Consider the following 19,303-nt stretch of genomic DNA (forward strand, 5'->3'; position numbering starts at 1 on the left):
CTTTGTTTTTCATGCTGTAAGCGCTTACATTTTAGATTGTGTTTTGTAAGCGCTTACAAATGATATTGTGGAGTGACGAATTGGTCAACTTATTTGTCTAATTTATTTACAATTAGTTTACGGTAAGGCCTATGCAAAAAATCTAATTAACTTGAACTGAGATTAATGAATATCATTGTTGGTTAACCCAAGGCCCACTATAAACCTTGTTTTTATCGCTATAACACTGCAAAGCTTTTCTTTTTACTGTACTGGGCTCTTCCCTAGACAATACTCTTGTTATAGACAGCGCTTGCAGAGCTAAAGTTGTATTGTTCAGAGCTTGTTTACTAGAAGCGCCAACCCACATTATTGTTTCCTCATTCCCTTGAATAAGCACTTCAATACGTTGTGGTTGGCCCTCAAAATCGGCGCGTTGAATAAGGTAGTCTTTGTTTTTAGTAATACTTCCTACACTGGTGATATTAAATAGTGGAGTTTGAGTAGGGTTTAGTATGTAAATTATGACCTGATGGTGCTGAATTTGTAAAACAACTGACTGGGAAATTTTATTTTCTAATGTTAGGTGATACCAACCTCTATTAATAAGGCCAAGATAGTGTTGGTATTTTTCAACTATATATCGTTTTCCGCCTGTAACAATATGTCGAATAGGTAGATTCGGGCTAGGAGATTCTATTGCTGTGCTGATTAAAAAACACTCTATTTGTCCACCGTTACCACTGGTAATCGACAGCGAAATTGTCGATGTATCGTTACCTGAAACTAAAATTAGTGATGCATCGCCTTGTTTGTTTTCTGAGCCTGGAATTGTCATTTTTTTTGGCGCTTGCTGATTACTCCAATTTACATCTAGGAAAACGTTTCTGTCATTTTTGGACGTATTGTATATAAGTACACAGTAAATACGTTTAGGAAACAGAGAAGTACAGGTTATAGTTTGTCCTTCACAGAGCTCTACTCTCTCTCCTATACTCCAGCTATTTGAATTTTCTGGGTTACTTATTGCCTTGCTATAAAAAGAGGGAATGAGGGTAGATGTAAATAAGCTTAAGGAAAGTTTAATAAACTTTCTTCGCGCTTTAAGTTTTTGATTACTTTGTAATGGTTCAGGAGAAGATGTTTTAAATTTCATATTATTCATCGACTCCTGTTACATTAAAGCTAACTTAAATGTACTGAGCAACTATGGTTGAGTCAGACGAATTTTGCTGACTATCAGCATTCATCCATACTTTTTGCTGACCATTACCTTGGCCTTGGTAAGTGATCGTTTGTGGTTGCCCTTGTGGTTTAACAACTTCATAGCTTGAACCTTCAGCTACAGTACCTGTAGGTACGATTATATTACTTGGGTCGCCCACAGGGTTATTTATAAATACTTTTGCATGGTTCTCTGAAAACTGAACAGAGATAAATTGAGTTTGTGGACTATTGAGCGTCAACTGATACCAACGTGACTCCGGTACTGCGTAGTATCTAGCGCGTTTGTTAAATTGTTGCAGCTCACCATTGAATGGTAATTGCATGTTTTCGATGCCTGATGTATTGGTTGGCATACCAACACTACCGATCCATGCATCAATTTTTGCGCCACTTTGATGGCTCACAATCGACACATTAGCGGTTTGTGTATCGTTTCCTGAAATAAGGGCTAAAGCCGCTAGACCATTATTTCCTGTTGTTCCTGGGACATTGACAGTCTTAGGGGGGTGGCCGTTACCTATATTTACGGACACTGGGATATTTTGGTCTTCCCCTGAAGCATTATATAAAAATACAGCGTAAAGCTGTCCTGCCTTTAGGTTTTCGCACTGCGCTGTATCGCCACCTGTAAGTTGAATAGAACGTCCGTCATTCCAAGTAATTGTACTCATAGCTCTTATCTCCAATATAATAAATTAAAGTTCTAAGTACCAAAGTGAGCAATCGTTGCTCAATACATCAGGTTCGATAAGAGTAGTTATATTTAGCAATAATAATTATTACACTTTATTACGCTCGTTTTAGAAGGTTAAATTTTAATATTTTATAGCCCTAATAAAATATGAGTGTTGCCATTATTTACCTTTTTATTCAATAATACGTATAGTAAAGTCATTTTAATTCGATTGTAGGGTGCAATCGTTTATGTGTTGATTATTAAGTAGAGCTCACTTATTTTTAAATGGCATGATCAATAAACCCCAAAGCGAGGCATTTTGCTTTTGGCTTGGGTATTCTTTTAAGCCAATATTTATATCTGCGTCGGCTTTTTTTGCTTTATCTTTGTAGCTACCAAATAATTTATCCCACCAAATTACACTAAAACCATAGTTTGAGTTAGTTTCACTAACCACTTGGCTATGGTGAATTCGATGCAAAATTTGCGTCATTAATATTAAACGCAGTGGTTTTTCAATGGCATTAGGTAGGCGTATATTTGCATGATTAAATAGTGCTAAACCATTAAGTGCTATTTCAAAAATAAGTACCGCAATAGCAGGTACGCCAAGAGCTGTTACTGCAATGAGTTTTATAAGTATGCTCAGTACAATTTCGATAGGGTGAAAGCGCAAGCCCGTACTTGTATCAACATGCGCATCGGCGTGGTGAACGCGGTGCAAGCGCCATAAAATAGGCACTTGATGAAATAATCTATGCTGCCAATAAATTAATATATCGAGTAAAAGTATGCTCAATATAATAATTAAACTGCTTGGTAGGGCTATTTGATTAAATAAGCCAATGCCGTGCTCTTGATTGTAAAGTGCAACAGCGGTTAACCCAATGGGTACAACTAAGCGTGCAATAAGCGACGAGGCAAACACTAACCCAAAATTAGCAAACCAACGTGTACTGCTTTTAATAGGTGCTTGGCGAGCTGGCTTTTGCCATTCAAGCAGCATCATTATAATTAAAATGCTAAAAAAGCAGCCGAGTCGCCACCATACTTCATTAGTCATTTATTACCTCAGAATTTGCACTGTTAGGCACGTTTTCAGCTGCTTTGTTAGCATCGGCTTCTTGTTGCTTAAGCGTGTGATAACCGCCATGTATACGGGTAAAAATAGTTATGCCACACGCAATAGCAAAAATGCTCGCCATAACCGCAAAGTGCTGCGGCCAAATACAAAATGCAATAAATAGCGCTATTGTTTCAGTGCCTTCGGTTAAGCCGTTTAAGTAGTAAAAGCTTTTATATTTAAATTGCGGTTTTTCGAGTTTAAATTTTTCGGCGGCAATCGCAAAAGCTAAAAAGCTTGAGCCCGTACCAATAAAAGTGGCAAGTAATAAGGAGCCCGCTATCGCGTTTTGCTCAGGGTTTGCCAAAATAAAGCCAAGCGGAATAGCCGCGTAAAATAAAAAGTCGAGTGTGATATCTAAAAAGCCACCCGCGCTTGAACTTTGGTTTGCATAACGTGCTAATGCGCCATCAAGTCCATCTAAAATTCGATTTAAAGCAATGGCCACTAATGCGCCGTACCACATTTCAAACGCCAGTAATGGCACGGCTAATAAGCCAACTAAAAAGCCAACCACGGTTAGCTGATCGGCAGTTATGCCGCGTTTATGCATAAGCATAACCACAGGTGTTAAAAGTGGCTTAATTACAGGGGTGATAAATTTGTCTAGCATGTTTGTTGCCTTATGCGTATTAAAGCCACGAATTAAAGTGCGCTATTTAAAGTAATGAGTTTGCCATTTGCAGCGTCGGCGTCGCTATGGTCATGAGTTACCATAATTGCAGGTAGCTTATGATCGCGTATTTGGCTAAACACGAGTTCGCGTGTATCAATACGCAGTTGGGTGTCGAGTTTGCTAAAGGGTTCGTCGAGTAAAATGGCTTTAGGCTCGCTCAGCAGCATACGTAATAATGCAACACGGGCTTGTTGCCCGCCCGATAAGTTATCGGGGTGTCGATTACCCATGTCTTTAAGACCGACTTGCTCAAGTGCGTGTGCTATTTTTTCAAGGCGTTGTTTTTTATTACCTTTAGGCATTGCAAAGGCAATGTTACCAGCAACAGTTAAATGCGAAAACAATAAAGCGTCTTGATAAAGCACTCCAATATGGCGTAAGTGTGGAGGGGTGTTATCGATATTTTGACCATTAAGCCATACCTCTCCATTGGCCTTAAAGCTACTTGGTAAAGTACCCGTAAGCCAATTTAATAAGCTTGATTTACCACTGCCTGATGGGCCCATAATAGTCAGAATTTCACCGCCATTAACTTGCTCGTTTAAGCTAAGTAGCAGCTCATTTTGGCGATAAAGCTGACAATTTTTAATCTGTAACGATGACTGCATTAAAAAACCTTAACCCTGATTGATAGTGTTAAACATGGGGCTTTAAATATGTGCACTTTTAAACTTGCGTACTTTAAACACGTGCACTTTTGAAAAAATATTTAGGTAAACCCCATGCCAGTATAAATCCAATAAGTGGCAACGCCATTTGCATAATAGCGTACACGGCACTGGTGCGTCTGCTTGCGCCATTGGCAAGCGTAACAGCTTCGGTTGTTATTGTGGCTATGCGCCCGCCGCCAGCTAAAAGCGTGGGGAGGTATTGTCCAAAACTAATTGCTAAGCCCAGTGCGGCTGCAATTAAAATAGGGGCAAACAACTGAGGTAGTTTTACTTTAAAAAACACCTTGCATGGCGCTGCGCCTAGGCTTGCTGCAACATGAGCAAAACGAGGATCTAAGCGCCTATAACTGCTCGCAAGTGACAAAAACACATAAGGCAACACAAACAGTAAATGCGTAAGTACCACATTAAAAAATGCGGCTTGGTTATTTACCAATTGTTGTATCCATACTAGCCCAAACAAAAAGGCAATACTGGGTACTAATAACGGTAAGTAAATAATTAAACTGGTAAAACGAGAAATAGGTTTGTCACTCAACTGCTCTGATTCTAAACACAATAGAGTAAGAATAATGGCAAATAGTGTGGTTACTAAACCGATTGCTAGCGTATTAAAAAGCGGGCTGCCCATTTGCATTAGCGCACTTTTAAAATGCAGTAGCGTAAATTGCTCAGGCATTGCATCTGGAAAGCGCCAAAAACCTGCAACCGACCACATAACTAAACCAATAAGTGACAACAGTATAAAGCTAATTACTAATGTGGTGAGTACTACCGTTATTTTTTGCCAATAAAATCCGCCGTATTCGCGCACTCCATTAGTGAGGGAGTCGCTAAATAGCACTTTTACGGCCTTTTCTGCGCCAAGCCAAAGGGCTAACAAACCGCCTGTAACAGCCAGTTGTAATAAAGCACCTGCTGAGGCTTTAATACGCAGATTTAAATCAACATCGTTAAACCAATGCATTATTGCAACGGCCAACGTGGGTGGTGTATTTGGGCCTAATATAAGAGGCATTTCTACACTGGCACTAGCATAGGCAAGCACGGCTAAAAGCGGCAAACGCAACAACGGATAAAGACTTGGCAGTATTACTTTAAAAAAGGCGGTCATTGGGCAATAACCTAAGTTAAGCGCAACCTTATGTTGTTGGCGTAATTTTTTGCCAAGCTCAGGTTGAGCAAGTACGCCCAGTGCCATTAATAATAAAAAGGGAAGCTCTTTGAGTGTTAAGCCTAAAATAATACTAATACCGAATGAATCATGCGGAAACATGCCGTTTGGCGCAAGTTCCCAGCCGCTTAACCAAGGCGAGGCTAAGCGTGAAATCATACCTGAAGGGGCAATCAAAAACCCTACTGCAATAGCCGCGGCGGCATGAGGTATAACTAATATAGGGCTCAATAAACGCTGAATTCGGTTAAGCCACGGGCTATTAAAAAACGCAGCTAAAATCATTAAGGTAATGATAAATGCAAGCAAAGTACTTATTAAGCCCGTTGCAACGCTTAAGCTAACCATTTGGGTAAGGCCAGGTGTTTGCCAAAGGGCATTAAAACCTTGCAAGCTAAACGTTGTTTGCTCAAGTACGGGCGCATAACCAAAGGCGGGCAGCAAGACGCTAATTAAGCCACCAAGTACGGGTAGTATAAGTAAAGCGAGTAAAAATCGCGGGCTAAATTTTACAATGCGCGTAAACATATCGGTGCTGCACTGCGTTGTTGCTTTGGTATTTACTGGTACACTTTTTGAAATAACGCTCATTGGCTTACTCCATAACGGGTTTGCCAACCTTGCATAATGGCGTTTACCCAGCTTGGATGAGGTTCGCTCAATGTGCGTTTAATACTGTTTAAAGGCAGTGCACTTGGATGCGGTTTAGCCGTTTTAAATAAGGCTTGCTGATTGGGCGTTAACGTTGATTGAATAAGTACGCTTTTATCGCCCCATATATGCGCTTTTTGTTTTTGGGCTTGCGCCTCAGGGCTGAGTAAAAAATTAGCCACTAATTGCGCACTTTGCTGGTGGCTTGCATTGTAAGGGATTGCCACAAAATGGGTATTACTTAAACTGCCATCACTCATTGCATAGCTGCGAATGCTGTTTGGTAAGTCATAGCGTTTTACAGCTGCCGGTACTTCAGGTGCTGAAAAAGTAAAGGCTAAACTCAACTCTGTATCGTCCACAAGGCGGCGCATTTGAGCACCACTTTGCATAAAATGAGTGCCACCACGCCAAAGCGTTGGGTGTAGTTTATCTAAAAAGTCCCACAGTGGGTTTAACACTTGCGCTATGTTTTTAGTTGTAGCTGGTTGGTTTAGCTGCGCTTTAATATTTTCGCTGCTTTGCTGATGCAGTACAACTAAGGCGTATTTTAAAAAGCTCATACCTAAAAAGTCAGGCGGCTTTGGGTAGCTAAAGCGACCAAGGTTTTGCGCGCTCCAGTTTAATAATTCGTTTAATGTCGTCGGCAATTTATTGTTTGCCTTACCATTTATTGCAATGCTGTCGTAATAAAACGTAAGTGACGCTTGCCCCCATGGCGCTTCCATGCCATTTGTAGGTAAACCAAAATCAAAGGTTACAGCAGGGTTATTAGCAGCATCGGTTAATGCAAAGTAGGGGAGTTTACTCGCCCATTTTTTTAAAAGAAGAGAATGCTCACTCATGGTGGCAAAGTTAGCCCCGTTGATCCACATTAAATCTACGCTGCCTTGGCTGTTGTTGTTTGCTGATTTTTCGGCAAGTACACGGCTTACCGCTTCGCTGGTGTCGCTTAGTTTTACATGCACTAAGTTAATGTTGTACTTAGTTTTAACTTGCTGCGCAGCCCATTGAATATACGCATTTATTTGTGCGTCGCCGCCCCATGCATAAAAGTATACATCTTGATTACTACCAAGTGCTTGAACTTGTTGCCATCGAGATTGCTGCTGTGTGTGTATTACCAAATCACTTTTATTATTTGCAGTAATAACGCTATTAGCAAACACAGTGCTCGAAAAAACAGCTGAATTTGCGATTGTACAAACGTAAAACGCGACACAGCAAAAGCTGTATCGCGCCTGTGTTTGCCAAAACTTAATGGCGAACATTTAAATCCCAGTTGTAGTCTAAAAATTTAACTTCCATGTCATCATTTTTAAGTGCTTTTTGCTGAGCTGGTATCAGTTTAAGTGCATCGCTGTATTGCAAGAAAAACTGCTGTAGCGTGTTTGCACCTCGAAAGCCTTTTTCAAAGTCATCGCCGTACCACTTAAATATTGAAGAGAGGCTTAGCGTATTTTCTTGAGCCATATTACGTGTCATATCTGATAAAAAACGCACCGTTTGCTCTTGCAATTGGCTCTCTAAATCAGTGGCTGTATACGCTTCTTCTCGAAGTGCAGGGCAACCAATACTCGCGCAATTTACTGCAAAGTGAATGCGTGGATCGTTGTATTTCCCGCTGCCACGTATTAAACCATGCTCTATATCATCAAGGCTGCGAGTTTTGCCAAGTAAAGGAATAAACTCTTTACTCCACGGTGAGCTAAAAAAACTCCCTAACTCTTTGATTGATTTAAGATCTGGATACTTAGTCAATATAAGTTCAACAGTCCATGCGTTATATGCATTGATTAAAAAAGCGAGTTGCTTAGGCTTTTCCCATGCGTCGAATTCGCTTTGCGTTACAGCCGTTAACGAATCTAAATACGTTTTTAGCTGTGCATGCTCACGTTTTATGGCAGCGTAATCAACCTCAGTACTGTGATTATGGTTAATGGCGACAACATGCTTATTTAACAATGCATTCCAGCTATCGTGCATGCTCTGGGCTTGGGCCGAAAATGACGCTGCAAACGATGTTACAACTAAAGCCGAACCAAGTAGTAATGCTTTTAAAGGTGTTTTAAACATAATTAACCTCGACGCCAAGTGTGGTATTTTTCAAGCAAGTTAAGCACTTTTTCAGGTGCATGAGCGCGTTTCCACTCACCTGCTGCGTATTTATTACCTTCAGCCCAAGTAGGGTAGCTGTGGATAGTACCGAGTATTTTGTTAAGGCCTAAACCGTGTTTCATTGCCAGTACAAACTCAGCAATTAAATCGCCAGCGTGTTCAGATACAACAGTAACGCCCAATATTTTGTCTTTGCCTTTTGGTGTAATCACTTTAATAAAGCCTTTTGTAGCGCTGTCGGTAATTGCACGGTCTAGCTCTTCAAATTCAAAGCGAGTAATTTCGTAATCTATGCCTTTGTCTTTTGCGTCTTGTTCGTTTAAACCAACACGTGCTACTTCTGGGTCAATAAACGTAGTCCACGGAATAACACGGTAATCTACTTTAAACTTTTTAAGGTGACCAAATAAGCCATTTACCGCAGCGTACCAACCCTGATGGGCTGCCACATGTGTAAATTGGTATGGACCTACAATATCACCCGCTGCAAAAATATTTGGATACAGTGTTTCTAGATATTCGTTAGTTACTACTGTGCGGTTTGTTTCAATGCCAAGCTCTTCAAGGCCATAACCTTTAAGGCGCGCACTTCGACCAACGGCACATAGTAGCTCATCGTATTCAATATCTATTTCTTTGTCGTTATGTTTAACAACAATATATTTTTTACCATCGCGAGCTTCACAACGTAATGCCTGATGCGATGTTAAAATATTAACGCCGCTTTCGGTTAACGCTTCGTGAGCAAAAGTAGACACTTCAAGATCTTCTTTGATCATGATGCGCTCCGCCATTTCAATTTGCGTAACACTTGAACCTAAACGTGCAAAGCTTTGTGCTAATTCGCTACCAATTGGGCCACCACCAAGTACTACAAGTTTTTTAGGGGCTTCATCTAGCTCTGCAAATTTATTCCACAATGTATCGCTTGTTACATAGCCTGTTTCTTCAATACCAGGTAGTGGCGGTACAAATGGGCGTGCGCCAGTTGCAATAACAATGGTGCGTGCAGTTAATGTTTGCGTGCCGCCATCGTTAAGTTTAATTTCTACAGTCCATGGGTCGATTAATTTACCGTAACCTTTTACTACATCTACGCCTAGATTGGTGTAACGCTCAACACTGTCGTGTGGTGCTACATCTGCAATTACTTTATGTACACGTGCCATTACTTTTTTGAACGAAAACTGTGGAGTTGTGTTTTCTAAGCCATATTTTTCACCGTGGCGAATTTGCTCTGCAATTTTAGCGCTTTTAATAACGGCTTTACTTGGAACGCAACCGTAGTTTAAACAGTCGCCGCCCATTTCGCCCGCTTCAATAAGGGTTACTTTTGCTTTAACAGCGGCAGCAATATAACTTGTTACTAAACCACCTGCGCCTGCGCCAATAACAATCATGTTACGGTCGAATTTTTTAGGTTTAGTGTAGTTTTTGTATACGCGACGTTTTTTAAACACGTTTAAAATTCCTTTAGCAATGAATGGAAAAATACCCAATAAAGCGAATGATAAGATTAAGTTGAATGATAAAATTCCAGATAAGCTCTCTATTTGCGCCAGTTGCGTACCTGCATTAACAAATACAAACGTACCGGCTAGCATACCTGCTTGGCTTACCCAGTAATAAGTCCATGACTTTATTGAGGTAACACCCATTAGTAAATTGATTAAAAAGAACGGAAACACCGGCACTAAACGAAGAGTAAATAAGTAAAATCCACCTTCTTTTTCAACGCCAGCATCAATTGCGGCTAAGCGCTCAGGAAAACGTTGTTTAATAGTGTCGCGTAGTAAGTAACGCGATACTAAAAAAGCAAGTGTTGCGCCAATAGTTGAGGCAAAAGATGCAACCAATAAGCCTTCAACTAAGCCAAACAATGCACCTGCTGCAAGTGTTAAAATAGCGGCGCCTGGTAACGAGAGAGCAGTTACTACTACGTACAGTAAAAAGAACCCACCAATAACGAGTAACGGTGACTGCTCTTTGTAATCGCTAAACTGATCCATCGATCCTTTTAAGCCATCAAGCGTAAGTAGTTGGTGTAAGTCAAAATGAAAGAACAGACCGACAGCGGCCGCTGCAATCAATAATAGAAATATTTTTTTTATCATGTTCTCTCTCTTAAAAACTATGCGTAAGGGTTAACTTGGCGTTTATTGGCAACTCAGGAAAAGCTAAAGTTGCACCAAAGTAACCGCCTTCAAATACGGGGCGCCAGTTTTTTTGATTTGTGACGTTATTTACATCTAAACGTAATTTAGTACTAGGCGTAAAAGCATAGCTAGTATTTACGTTTAATGTGTACTGATCACGAATTTTTACCGTCGCTAAAAAGTCCAATGGGTAACTCTTTGTATATAGACCTGAAAAAACCCGTTTGCCATTTCGAATTAATTGAATAATTTCCGTTAAAACTGAACGATTGCTCAGGAATGCCTTGAACTTGGCGATTAGAGCGTGCAAATGGTGTAAAGCTTGGGGCACCAACACCGGTGCCTGCGATAATATCTGGACGAGAGTTGTCAAATGCATCTGCTACTTGCGCCGAATCTTGACTGCTTGCAGAATTGTCGTAACGTGCATCAATATAACTGTAGCCGGCACTTAACCAATAAGGGTAGGCATCGTAAAACACTTGGCCTTCAAACCCTTGTGTACGAATACCGGTATTGCTTCCATCGCGGTTACGTAAACTACGACGTTGGCTAAACAAAGCACCATCGGCGTACCAATCGCTGTCGGTTGGTGCGTATTTTAAACCAAACTCAACAAGGGTGTTTTCGGTAGCAAAATTTTGTGCACTGATTGTGTTGTCGCCACCCAGTGATGTACCGCCAGCCATGCTGTTTGATGTAGCTTCGTTATAACTTGCTGCACCGTAAGTGGTGTAATCACCATTTAATCGGTAGTTAAAGCTAACTTGACCCGATTGCAGCGTGTCATTAATGCTATCACTTGCTGCAACTTGACCTTGTGGTGCGATTGGGTCGTGCGCATCTACATCATAATAATCAACACGATAACCTACGCTTGTATGAAACTTATCTGTCCAATCAGAATCTTGCTGAATAGCAAAACCCGTTTGCCATGAGCGCGAATCGGTAGTGTCTGATAAGTTAAAGTCGCCGCTGCCATCGTTATTAATATCGTACTGACCACCAGGGGATACAAATACACCTGGGCTAATTTCAATTAAACGCGCTTGCTGTGCATCAGTTAAAGGAATGCGGCGATTTGAAATTGGGCCAGTTAAATCAATAGGCAAGTCGGCTTCGGTAGTAAATTGGCTATAGCCTAATACGCGATTATAGCGCACATCAAATGCAAAAATTGTTTGCTGTTCATTGCTCCATTGGTAAGTCAATTCGGTACGATTTTGCGCGGTATCGGCACCGTCTATAATTTCAACAAAGCTGTTTTGTGCAATTTCTTCGCGTTGTAAGTGCTGAAAATACGTAATATTTTTTATTGATGCATTACTGGAAAGTTCACGCTTATAAATGCTGTGTAATAAGTAAGTAGTGGCTTCGTTTTGATTATCAGGATCGGTAAGTACCGTACTACGGTCTATTTTTACTTGCCCAGTAGGTGAAACAATAGAACCAGCCGCTGGTATTGTACTGCCATTTGCTTGTACGCCTTGGCCAGTAATGTATAAGCCATGATCTATGAGTGCTTGTGTTGGGCGGTTAATACCTGCGTTATCGGTAAATTCAACTTGGTACAACTCAAAGTTAAGATCCCAGCTGCTCTTGTCATCAGGTAATACCCGAAGGGCAGCAAATAGGCTGTCACTTTTAGTACCTGAAAAATCATAGTAACTGCCGTTATCTATGTGCTCAGCGCTTACTCTAAAGCCAACTTTGTCTTTTACAATCGGTGCGCTGTAATCGACCAAAACGCGGTATTGATCCCACCGGCCTGCGGATAAACTTGCTTTGCCTTTGCTTTCATCGGTAGATGCTTTTTTAGAATGTAGATTCACAAAGCCGCCGTTACGTTGACTTGAGCCAAATAGAACCGGCGGTGCGCCTTTTACAACATCAATTTGTTCTACTGCGTTGAACGATAACGGCACCCCAAAACCATTATTGCCAGCTTGGCGGCGTGTACCATCTTGAAAAAGCTCACCCAATTGTCCGCGAATTGTTGGCAAACTTGGTGCACCAAAGCCACTCGCTGAATAGGTATTAGGGCTTACTGCTAATACATCTTGTAGCGTAGTAATATTAAGTTGCTCTATTAACTCACTTGAAATTGGTGTTACCGAGCGGGCTATATCTTGTAGTGCTAAGTTATCACCAAACGGGCCATCTACAGTGGTATCTTTAACTGAAAGGCCTTGAGATTTAGTAATTTGGCCCGCCACTTCAATGTGCTCTATTACATCATTTTTTGTTATTTTTAATTCTTCAGCTGCAAATGAGTTAAGTGGTGTATTTAATATGGCGGCTAAGGATAAAGCCAAGTATGCGTGTTTCAAACGTTTTCTCTCTACGGTTATATGTTGATGTCGATAAAGACCGAAAGGTTTAAAAATAACTTTCAGTAAAACTTCGATTCTTTTTGTTTATAGAACATTATAAAAACAGTTGCTTTTTAGGGGCTGTAATTAAGTAATGTTGTTTCATTAGTGGATGAAACATCAATAGAGCAATTGTATGATATTCCCTGTAAATTATTGCTTTTAATCGGCTTTTTTATTGTAGTCTACTTTTGGGTAGTTAACCTTTTATTATGTATTAACTTTCATATAATAAATCTGCATATTTCAAATAATCCACGCTTTATTTTCTAAAAGTAAAATAAGCAAAAATAATTACGCTGTGTTTGAAATAAAAACTAACTAATACGGTCTTGAATTACTTCAAGGTTTATTTATACATTTTTGAGGGAATTTTTATGACAGGTTCAATGAGTTCAGAACGTACAAAATCGTCTGCAGTGGTCTCTTTTATCGCTTCGTTTGGGCGTTTTTATTGTAATGATCATGTGGACATTCGATAAATTCGTAAATCCAGGCCATAGCGCACGTATTTTCGAGCACTTTTATGGGATCAGCGGTTCATCAGACATGGTTGCTTATGTTATCGGTGCTCTGCAACTTGTATTAGTATTGGCATTTTTAGCGGGTATTAAAAAACGCATTACTTATGGTGTGATTTTTGTGATGCATGGTTTGTCTACGCTTTCATCTTATAACCAATACATTGATGGCTTCAACAACTTATTATTCTTCACTGCATGGCCAATGTGGGCTGCGTGTTTTGCACTTTACTTATTACGCGACCAAGACGTGAAATTTACTGTGAAGTAGTAAAAGAAAAAATGGTTATAAGCCATATGGCTTATAACCAATAAGTACACAGGGAGTGTGTGGAAGTCGATTTATATGTTATGCAACTAGTGCATAGCATGGTTATATTGCTCAGCAAGGCTCTCTTTTTGCCCTTCGTTAAGTGCTTTCCCCGCTAATTGAAACACTTCGTGTTCTTCTTCACTTAAATGATGATGTACCAAATGGTGCAGCTTTTTAGCTGTAACTAACCATGCAGACGAGCTCATTTCTGTATCTTCGAGTTGTTCAATTAATTCATCAATTTCGTGATGTTCAGCTACGCTGTGGCGTGCTTTTTCATGAGTTAAGTCATCAAACATAAGTGGGTTATAAAAGTAACGTTCTTCAAATTTTGCGTGATCTTCTAATTCTGTTTTTAGCTCATCCATTAACTTGTGGCGCAGCTCTGTGTCGCCGTGTGTTTGAATAAGCGCATCTACCAATTCTCGTTGTTTGTCATGGTCATGACGTAGTGCTTCAAAAATATTCATAATTAGTCCTTTTACAATTTATTTGCTTATAACACTAACTAGCAAACGAAATGCCAAATATTAAGTTATTGTATTTTAATGAATATATTTTAATTTTTTTATTCTTAGGCTGCTATCACTGTAAATTTTACATTTGCATGAATGCAATAATTTCAGGTTTTTGCGTAGTTCAATTATAAAAGTGAGTATAAATCCCTACAGAACCTTACAAATATTTACTGGTTGTTTATTTTATTGCAGTGATAAAGTAGCAGCGTTATTTAGGTACAACCTATATGTTACTCCCACATATAACATCAATCGGTATAAATGCAGGTAGCACGTTAACTTAATAGGATAGTTTAAGGATGAACATAAAAACCCCCATCGCCGCATTATTGCTGTGCGCTCTACTGAGTGCATGTAGTACTGCCTCGCGTTCTGACCCTAACTTATGCATTGAAAAAGCTGAAACGTTTGATCGGAATGGTGCTCAAACAAGCTCACAGGTTTATAATCAATGCATTAGCGCACAAATTAAAAAGGATGAAAAAAACGACACTTTTTTTGATACTATTGGTAAGTTCTTTTTTGAATTTTTTGTAATGGTGGTAAAAAAGTAAATAGGCTAACTTGCAGCTGTGATTTAAAGTAAATAAGTTGCGTAAAAATAGGATTGGTTATGAAGCAATTGTTGATAGCAATTTCACTTTTATTATTACTAAGCGCTTGTACGGCGAAGCCTTACGCAGGCTCGGCAAAATGTATGGAACAAGCAGATATTGCATACGAAACCGATACACGTAAAAATGAGACATTAGATAATGAATGCAAAGCTGCAAAAGTAAATACGCCTAATAAAGAGCTTGAGAATCATGGCTTGGTTGATAGAAGCCTTTTACAGCTAATCGTTAGCGTTTTAAATGGCGTATTTTAATAGTAAAAATATAATTAAATAAGGTATGTATGAGAGAAGAACTAAGAACAAAAATAATTACCGTATGCGATAAAAAAATAGCAGCTAAAGGCGAAAATGTGGGGCTTTCTTTTTATGCATTTTTTGCCAATAAAAACGACGACCCAGAGCTACTTATGGAGGCCGCTACTTGGTGGATACACACCCATAAATTAGATCATTTTGTAAAAGCACATAAAATTAAACAGATGGTTTTAGATGGACTTTAGTCAATAAACTGAGCAAGTACTTCTAGCTGTGTTTATTTAATCAACAACGACTTGGTTTCTTCCGTTTTCTTTTGCTTTATAAAGTAATTTATCTGCATGCTTAATAAGAACATCCAGTGTGCTTTTTAAAGGGCTACTTACAGAGGCTCCCACACTAAAAGTGATTTTTGTATCACTAGGAAGGTCTTTTATATTACTACAATGCTCGGTAAACCTAGTGGCGAGCTGGTCAAATATATTTCGAATAGCTAGTTCGTCAACTGAATTTAGTGCAAACAACCATTCTTCGCCGCCGTAGCGGCCAAACTGATGATCACCACTTAGTGTTTCTTTTACAGCTTTTGCAAAGGCAATAAGAACTAAATCTCCAGCATCGTGACCAAATTGGTCGTTAACTTTTTTAAAGTAGTCTAAGTCAACAATTGCTATCGTCATTTTACCTTCATCAAGCTTTGCTTCTGCTGCGCGCATTATTCCTCTACGATTAGGGCTATTTGTTAGATAATCTGTTAATGAAATATCGTGATATTTTTGACGTTGTCGAGACTGTTTGTAAAATAAAAAGAATGAAACAATAACTAAAATAAACGCAATAGCAGCGCTAAGTCGCCAAATTATTTTTTTTTGATACTCTTCTTTTGCTTGCAGTTCACTAATGTCTTTTGCGTATTCTAGTTGTTGTATTTTTTCTTCTTGTTCTTTTACTTCAAACTTGACCTGCAGTGTTTTTATATTATTTTCACTGGTTGCTTCGTAGTGTTTTTTTGTATAAAGGAGCTTTTGTTCAATTGCTTCAAAAGCCTCGTCAGTATAGTTAAGGTGTCGCTTTAACTCATAGCGTTTACTTAGAAACTCGGCTTTATAAATGCTGCGGCTGAATTTATCTAATTTTAAAAATACCTCATCGTTTGCTTCATTTGCTTGATCAAGTAAATCTAGTTTTATATATATGTCAGCTAACAAAATGAGTGAAGCAAGTTGCATGTCGTAAATACCTGCAGAACGAGCGAGCTCAATGTTTTCTTTAGTTAAAGTTAAGGCTCTGTCGTAGTTTGCTTGTAAGTACTCAATACTGGCAATTGAGTATTGGGCAAAGGTTAGGCCTTTTTGCGCATTAACTTTTTTAAAATAAAATAATGCTTTGTTTAGATATATTAAGGCATCTTTAGGTTTTTCTATCTCAAGCAATACATTACTTAAACTCCAATATGCTTTTGCAGTAAAAAGCCCATCTTGCGTTTTTTCATATGCTTCAACCGCTTTCTTTGCATAATATACGGCTTTGTCTTTTTCATTTAGATAATTGTATGCATCGGCTATTTTTCTAAAAAAGTATCCTTGAGATGCTGAGTCGTCATCTTTTAATGCTAATTCTAGCCCCTCCAGTGCAACATTTAGGGTTTTTTTCAGTGCATCTGTATCGGTGTAATAGTAAGCAAGTGCTCGTAAAATAATGATTTTTTCTTTAGTCGAATACTGTTGCAAGCTCTCTTCTAATTTCGTGGCTAGTATTAGTGCTGGAGCTGGGTTTGGCTTTCTCGCTAAAGACTTCAGTTGTGATTCGAGAAATAATAAATGAACACTTTTTTGATTTGGTAACTCTTTGTTCTTTAAGTAATAAGACAAGTGTGTGTTTAACGCCTCGTATTTTTCTTGTCTAAAAAGTAGCTCCGCATACAAAGCGGCCGCTTCTAGATGAAGTTTTTCCCAATTTTGCTCTTTGCTTATTTTAAACGCCTGAGCGAGTTTGTCTTCATTTTGAAGATAGTCTATTTCATTTAGTTTTATGTTATTAATGAGAGCTTGAGCCGCTTGGTAATTTTGCGGATATGGCTCATCGTTAGCTGAGGCAAAATTACACAAAAGTAAAAACGAGACTAGAGCAATACACTTTGCCCATAAAGTATTATCTAAAATGTTTATTTGTATATTGCTAGTCATTTTAACCCTTTGATGACTTATTTTTATCAGTGAAATAATTTTGTTTACATTGTTTGTTAAGCTATTTCTTGAATCTATTTTTATATTTTTTTTTGAAAAAACTTAATCATAAACGATTTCAATTTAACTAATAAAAACCATAATTTGTATAATATAGCAGTTGTGGCCATATGCATTTATTAAAAATCAGCAGCTACTTCAAACTCTAATCGTTTAAGCGTAATTGGGTGAGTAAATGCTAAGTATTCTGCATGTAAATGTAATCTATCGGCTTTTTGTCCGTAATGTGTGTCGCCTATAATTGGCATGTTTAAACCTAAACTGTGCGCGCAATGCACTCTTAATTGATGAGTTCGCCCTGTTTTAGGGTATAACTGTAATCGGGTAATGTTGTTGTTACGCTCTAAAACCTGCCAGATAGTAAGCGACGGCTTACCATGTGTGTAACACACCATTTGGCGCGGCTTGTCATCAAAGTCGAGTACAAGCGGCAAGTTTATCTCGCCGCTATCTTCACTTACATTTCCATCTACTAGTGCGACATAACGTTTATCTATAGTGCGTTCAATAAACTGCTTTTGCAGTGCTTTGTGCACGCGTTTATTGAGTGCGATCATCAATAATCCAGAAGTCGACATATCTAATCTGTGTACAATTAGTGGGCCTGATGCCTCTGGAAACTGCGTTTTGATTCGCATATAAACTGAGTCATCAATATTAACGCCAGGTACCGATAAAAACTCAGCGGGCTTATTTACCACAAGTAAGTCGTCATCTTTATAAACAATACTTAAATCTTTACCCTGAGCTGGGTTGATAAGTAGCGGGTTATCTTCAACGTTTAAACCCTTTAACATATGCCCAAGTATTGGTTGGCATTTACTGTAACAAGATGGGTAGTAATTTTTATGCTGCCTAATTGCTGATTTTGGCGCTGCTCCCCACCAAAACTCTGCCATAGCAAGTGGCTTTAAGTCATGTTTATAGGCGTATTGTAATAATTTAGGCGCTGCACAATCGCCAGCACCCGAAGGAGGCGTGTGCTCAGGTAATGCTGCAAAAATAGCATTTAAATCTGTAGTTTCACCATTTGCATTTAAAAATTGGTACTGTGCAAATAGCTTTTTTTGTAAGCTTTTAGAAAGCGTTTTACGGCGTTTTTTTAAATGAGCAATTTCATCAGAAATATTGATGTGTGTTTGCTGCAGTGACTCGATTATATTTTGCCAATAGGCTTTAAGTGCCAGTAGTTGCTTTTTTTCTACGATGCTTTGCCCTGCAAGCTTATTTTTTAACTGCTCAAAATCACTTTCGCTAAGTTCTAATTCACCTTCGGTACGTTGTATTTTTCGTTGCTGACGACCGGCTTGCATTACCGCCTGTTGAGCTAATAGCGCTTGCTGGTAGCTCTGTGTTGCATCATCAAGTTTGCTATTAACTTCAAGCAGTTGTTCGCTATTTTCTAACTGCTCAATTTGAGCATTAATATCGTTAATTATTTTACTTTGAGCCAAATAGGTATCGTCTTGAAGTTGCATGCTAGAAACAGGCGGCACAAAGCTAATATTACCTTTATCACCTTCAATTTGTCCCGAATAAGCACTTAAAAAGCCTAATTGTTGCTTAGCATTTTGCACCACTAAAACCCCAAACATTTTACCTGCATTTTCTGCTTTTAAATGCGTTAACGTTTCAAGTTGTTGCTGTAATTGTTTAGTGGCTGCTACAGCTAATGCTTGCGGCTCGTAATAAAAAGGGAAAGTAAACTTTTCAGGAAGCGCGAGAGCATCAATATTTTGAGAAAATAATGTAAAGCACGAAGCAGAATTTGACATAGAAGTAAGAGAAAAGCATTCAGTAAAATAATTGAGCGCATAATAACATATTCATAGTTAAGCAACTAAAAATCTCGCACCCGCATATTCATAAACACTTTAAAGCGGACATTCATGTTTTATGTATCAGTATGGGGCGCAGCAAACCTAGGCGTTTGTTAGTAAAGTCTCAGTAGTAATATATCTATCATTATCAAAATATTTAAGCTTATCGATTCTCAATAATTGAGCGCATT

16 protein-coding genes and 1 pseudogene are annotated in these 19,303 nt (G+C 38.9%); 4 read left to right on the top strand and 13 right to left on the bottom strand.

Going from position 1 to position 19,303, the window contains the following annotated elements; genetic code table 11:
• Nucleotides 1-172: 172 nt before the first annotated feature.
• The 10 genes and pseudogenes from LOS73_RS05425 to LOS73_RS05470 form a co-directional block, all read right to left on the bottom strand.
• Nucleotides 173-1,144, bottom strand: coding sequence for a hypothetical protein (locus LOS73_RS05425; protein WP_033032222.1), 972 nt, complete (start codon nt 1,142-1,144; stop codon nt 173-175).
• A 25-nt stretch (nt 1,145-1,169) separates the two neighbouring features.
• Entirely contained in the window at nt 1,170-1,877 is a 708-nt protein-coding gene (locus LOS73_RS05430) for a hypothetical protein (RefSeq protein WP_033032225.1), read from the bottom strand.
• A 276-nt stretch (nt 1,878-2,153) separates the two neighbouring features.
• Nucleotides 2,154-2,945, bottom strand: a complete 792-nt coding sequence (locus tag LOS73_RS05435; RefSeq protein WP_008134509.1) for a sterol desaturase family protein — start codon at nt 2,943-2,945, stop codon at nt 2,154-2,156.
• On the bottom strand, nt 2,938-3,618 hold the full coding sequence (locus tag LOS73_RS05440) for a CDP-alcohol phosphatidyltransferase family protein (RefSeq protein WP_039488395.1): 681 nt from the start codon (nt 3,616-3,618) through the stop codon (nt 2,938-2,940). The genes LOS73_RS05435 and LOS73_RS05440 overlap by 8 nt, the downstream gene beginning before the upstream one ends.
• A gap of 32 nt (nt 3,619-3,650) precedes the next feature.
• Nucleotides 3,651-4,289, bottom strand: coding sequence for an ATP-binding cassette domain-containing protein (locus LOS73_RS05445; RefSeq protein ID WP_007377202.1), 639 nt, complete (start codon nt 4,287-4,289; stop codon nt 3,651-3,653).
• Between the two features lie 73 nt (nt 4,290-4,362).
• The gene (locus LOS73_RS05450) at nt 4,363-6,117 is read right to left on the bottom strand and encodes an ABC transporter permease (RefSeq protein ID WP_457934626.1); all 1,755 of its coding nucleotides are present in this window, start codon (nt 6,115-6,117) and stop codon (nt 4,363-4,365) included.
• Nucleotides 6,114-7,448 carry an ABC transporter substrate-binding protein gene (locus tag LOS73_RS05455; RefSeq protein WP_457934627.1) on the bottom strand — a complete coding sequence of 445 codons (1,335 nt, stop codon included), beginning with the start codon at nt 7,446-7,448 and terminating at the stop codon, nt 6,114-6,116. Before LOS73_RS05455 ends, LOS73_RS05450 begins: the two co-directional genes overlap by 4 nt.
• Entirely contained in the window at nt 7,435-8,253 is an 819-nt protein-coding gene (locus LOS73_RS05460) for a DUF547 domain-containing protein (protein ID WP_033032238.1), read from the bottom strand. The genes LOS73_RS05455 and LOS73_RS05460 overlap by 14 nt, the downstream gene beginning before the upstream one ends.
• Before the next feature lie 2 nt (nt 8,254-8,255).
• A complete protein-coding gene (locus LOS73_RS05465) occupies nt 8,256-10,409 on the bottom strand; it encodes an FAD-dependent oxidoreductase (RefSeq protein WP_096794388.1) in 2,154 nt (717 codons plus the stop codon).
• Between the two features lie 10 nt (nt 10,410-10,419).
• Nucleotides 10,420-12,781 (bottom strand): annotated as a pseudogene (locus LOS73_RS05470) (TonB-dependent receptor).
• A gap of 501 nt (nt 12,782-13,282) precedes the next feature.
• Here LOS73_RS05470 and LOS73_RS05475 point away from each other — a divergent pair.
• Complete coding sequence (locus tag LOS73_RS05475) at nt 13,283-13,615, top strand: hypothetical protein (protein ID WP_457934629.1); 333 nt, start codon at nt 13,283-13,285, stop codon at nt 13,613-13,615.
• 86 nt (nt 13,616-13,701) lie between these two features.
• Here the strand turns inward: LOS73_RS05475 and LOS73_RS05480 are convergent, their stop codons facing one another.
• Nucleotides 13,702-14,127 (bottom strand): hemerythrin domain-containing protein, encoded by a 426-nt coding sequence (locus LOS73_RS05480; protein ID WP_457934630.1) that lies wholly within the window; start codon nt 14,125-14,127, stop codon nt 13,702-13,704.
• A gap of 347 nt (nt 14,128-14,474) precedes the next feature.
• Between LOS73_RS05480 and LOS73_RS05485 the strand changes: the two genes are divergently transcribed.
• From LOS73_RS05485 to LOS73_RS05495, 3 genes are read left to right on the top strand one after another with little or no spacing between them, the layout of a single operon-like run.
• Nucleotides 14,475-14,729: a hypothetical protein gene (locus LOS73_RS05485; RefSeq protein ID WP_033031839.1), complete on the top strand. Its 255-nt coding sequence runs from the start codon at nt 14,475-14,477 to the stop codon at nt 14,727-14,729.
• Between the two features lie 59 nt (nt 14,730-14,788).
• On the top strand, nt 14,789-15,043 hold the full coding sequence (locus LOS73_RS05490) for a hypothetical protein (RefSeq protein WP_007377211.1): 255 nt from the start codon (nt 14,789-14,791) through the stop codon (nt 15,041-15,043).
• 29 nt (nt 15,044-15,072) lie between these two features.
• Complete coding sequence (locus tag LOS73_RS05495; RefSeq protein ID WP_033031836.1) at nt 15,073-15,291, top strand: DUF6500 family protein; 219 nt, start codon at nt 15,073-15,075, stop codon at nt 15,289-15,291.
• A 36-nt stretch (nt 15,292-15,327) separates the two neighbouring features.
• Here the strand turns inward: LOS73_RS05495 and LOS73_RS05500 are convergent, their stop codons facing one another.
• Nucleotides 15,328-17,232 carry a diguanylate cyclase gene (locus LOS73_RS05500; RefSeq protein ID WP_457934631.1) on the bottom strand — a complete coding sequence of 635 codons (1,905 nt, stop codon included), beginning with the start codon at nt 17,230-17,232 and terminating at the stop codon, nt 15,328-15,330.
• A 179-nt stretch (nt 17,233-17,411) separates the two neighbouring features.
• Nucleotides 17,412-19,067, bottom strand: coding sequence for a pseudouridine synthase (locus tag LOS73_RS05505; RefSeq protein ID WP_457934632.1), 1,656 nt, complete (start codon nt 19,065-19,067; stop codon nt 17,412-17,414).
• Nucleotides 19,068-19,303: the final 236 nt, after the last annotated feature.

This window comes from Pseudoalteromonas sp. SCSIO 43210 (assembly GCF_054133285.1).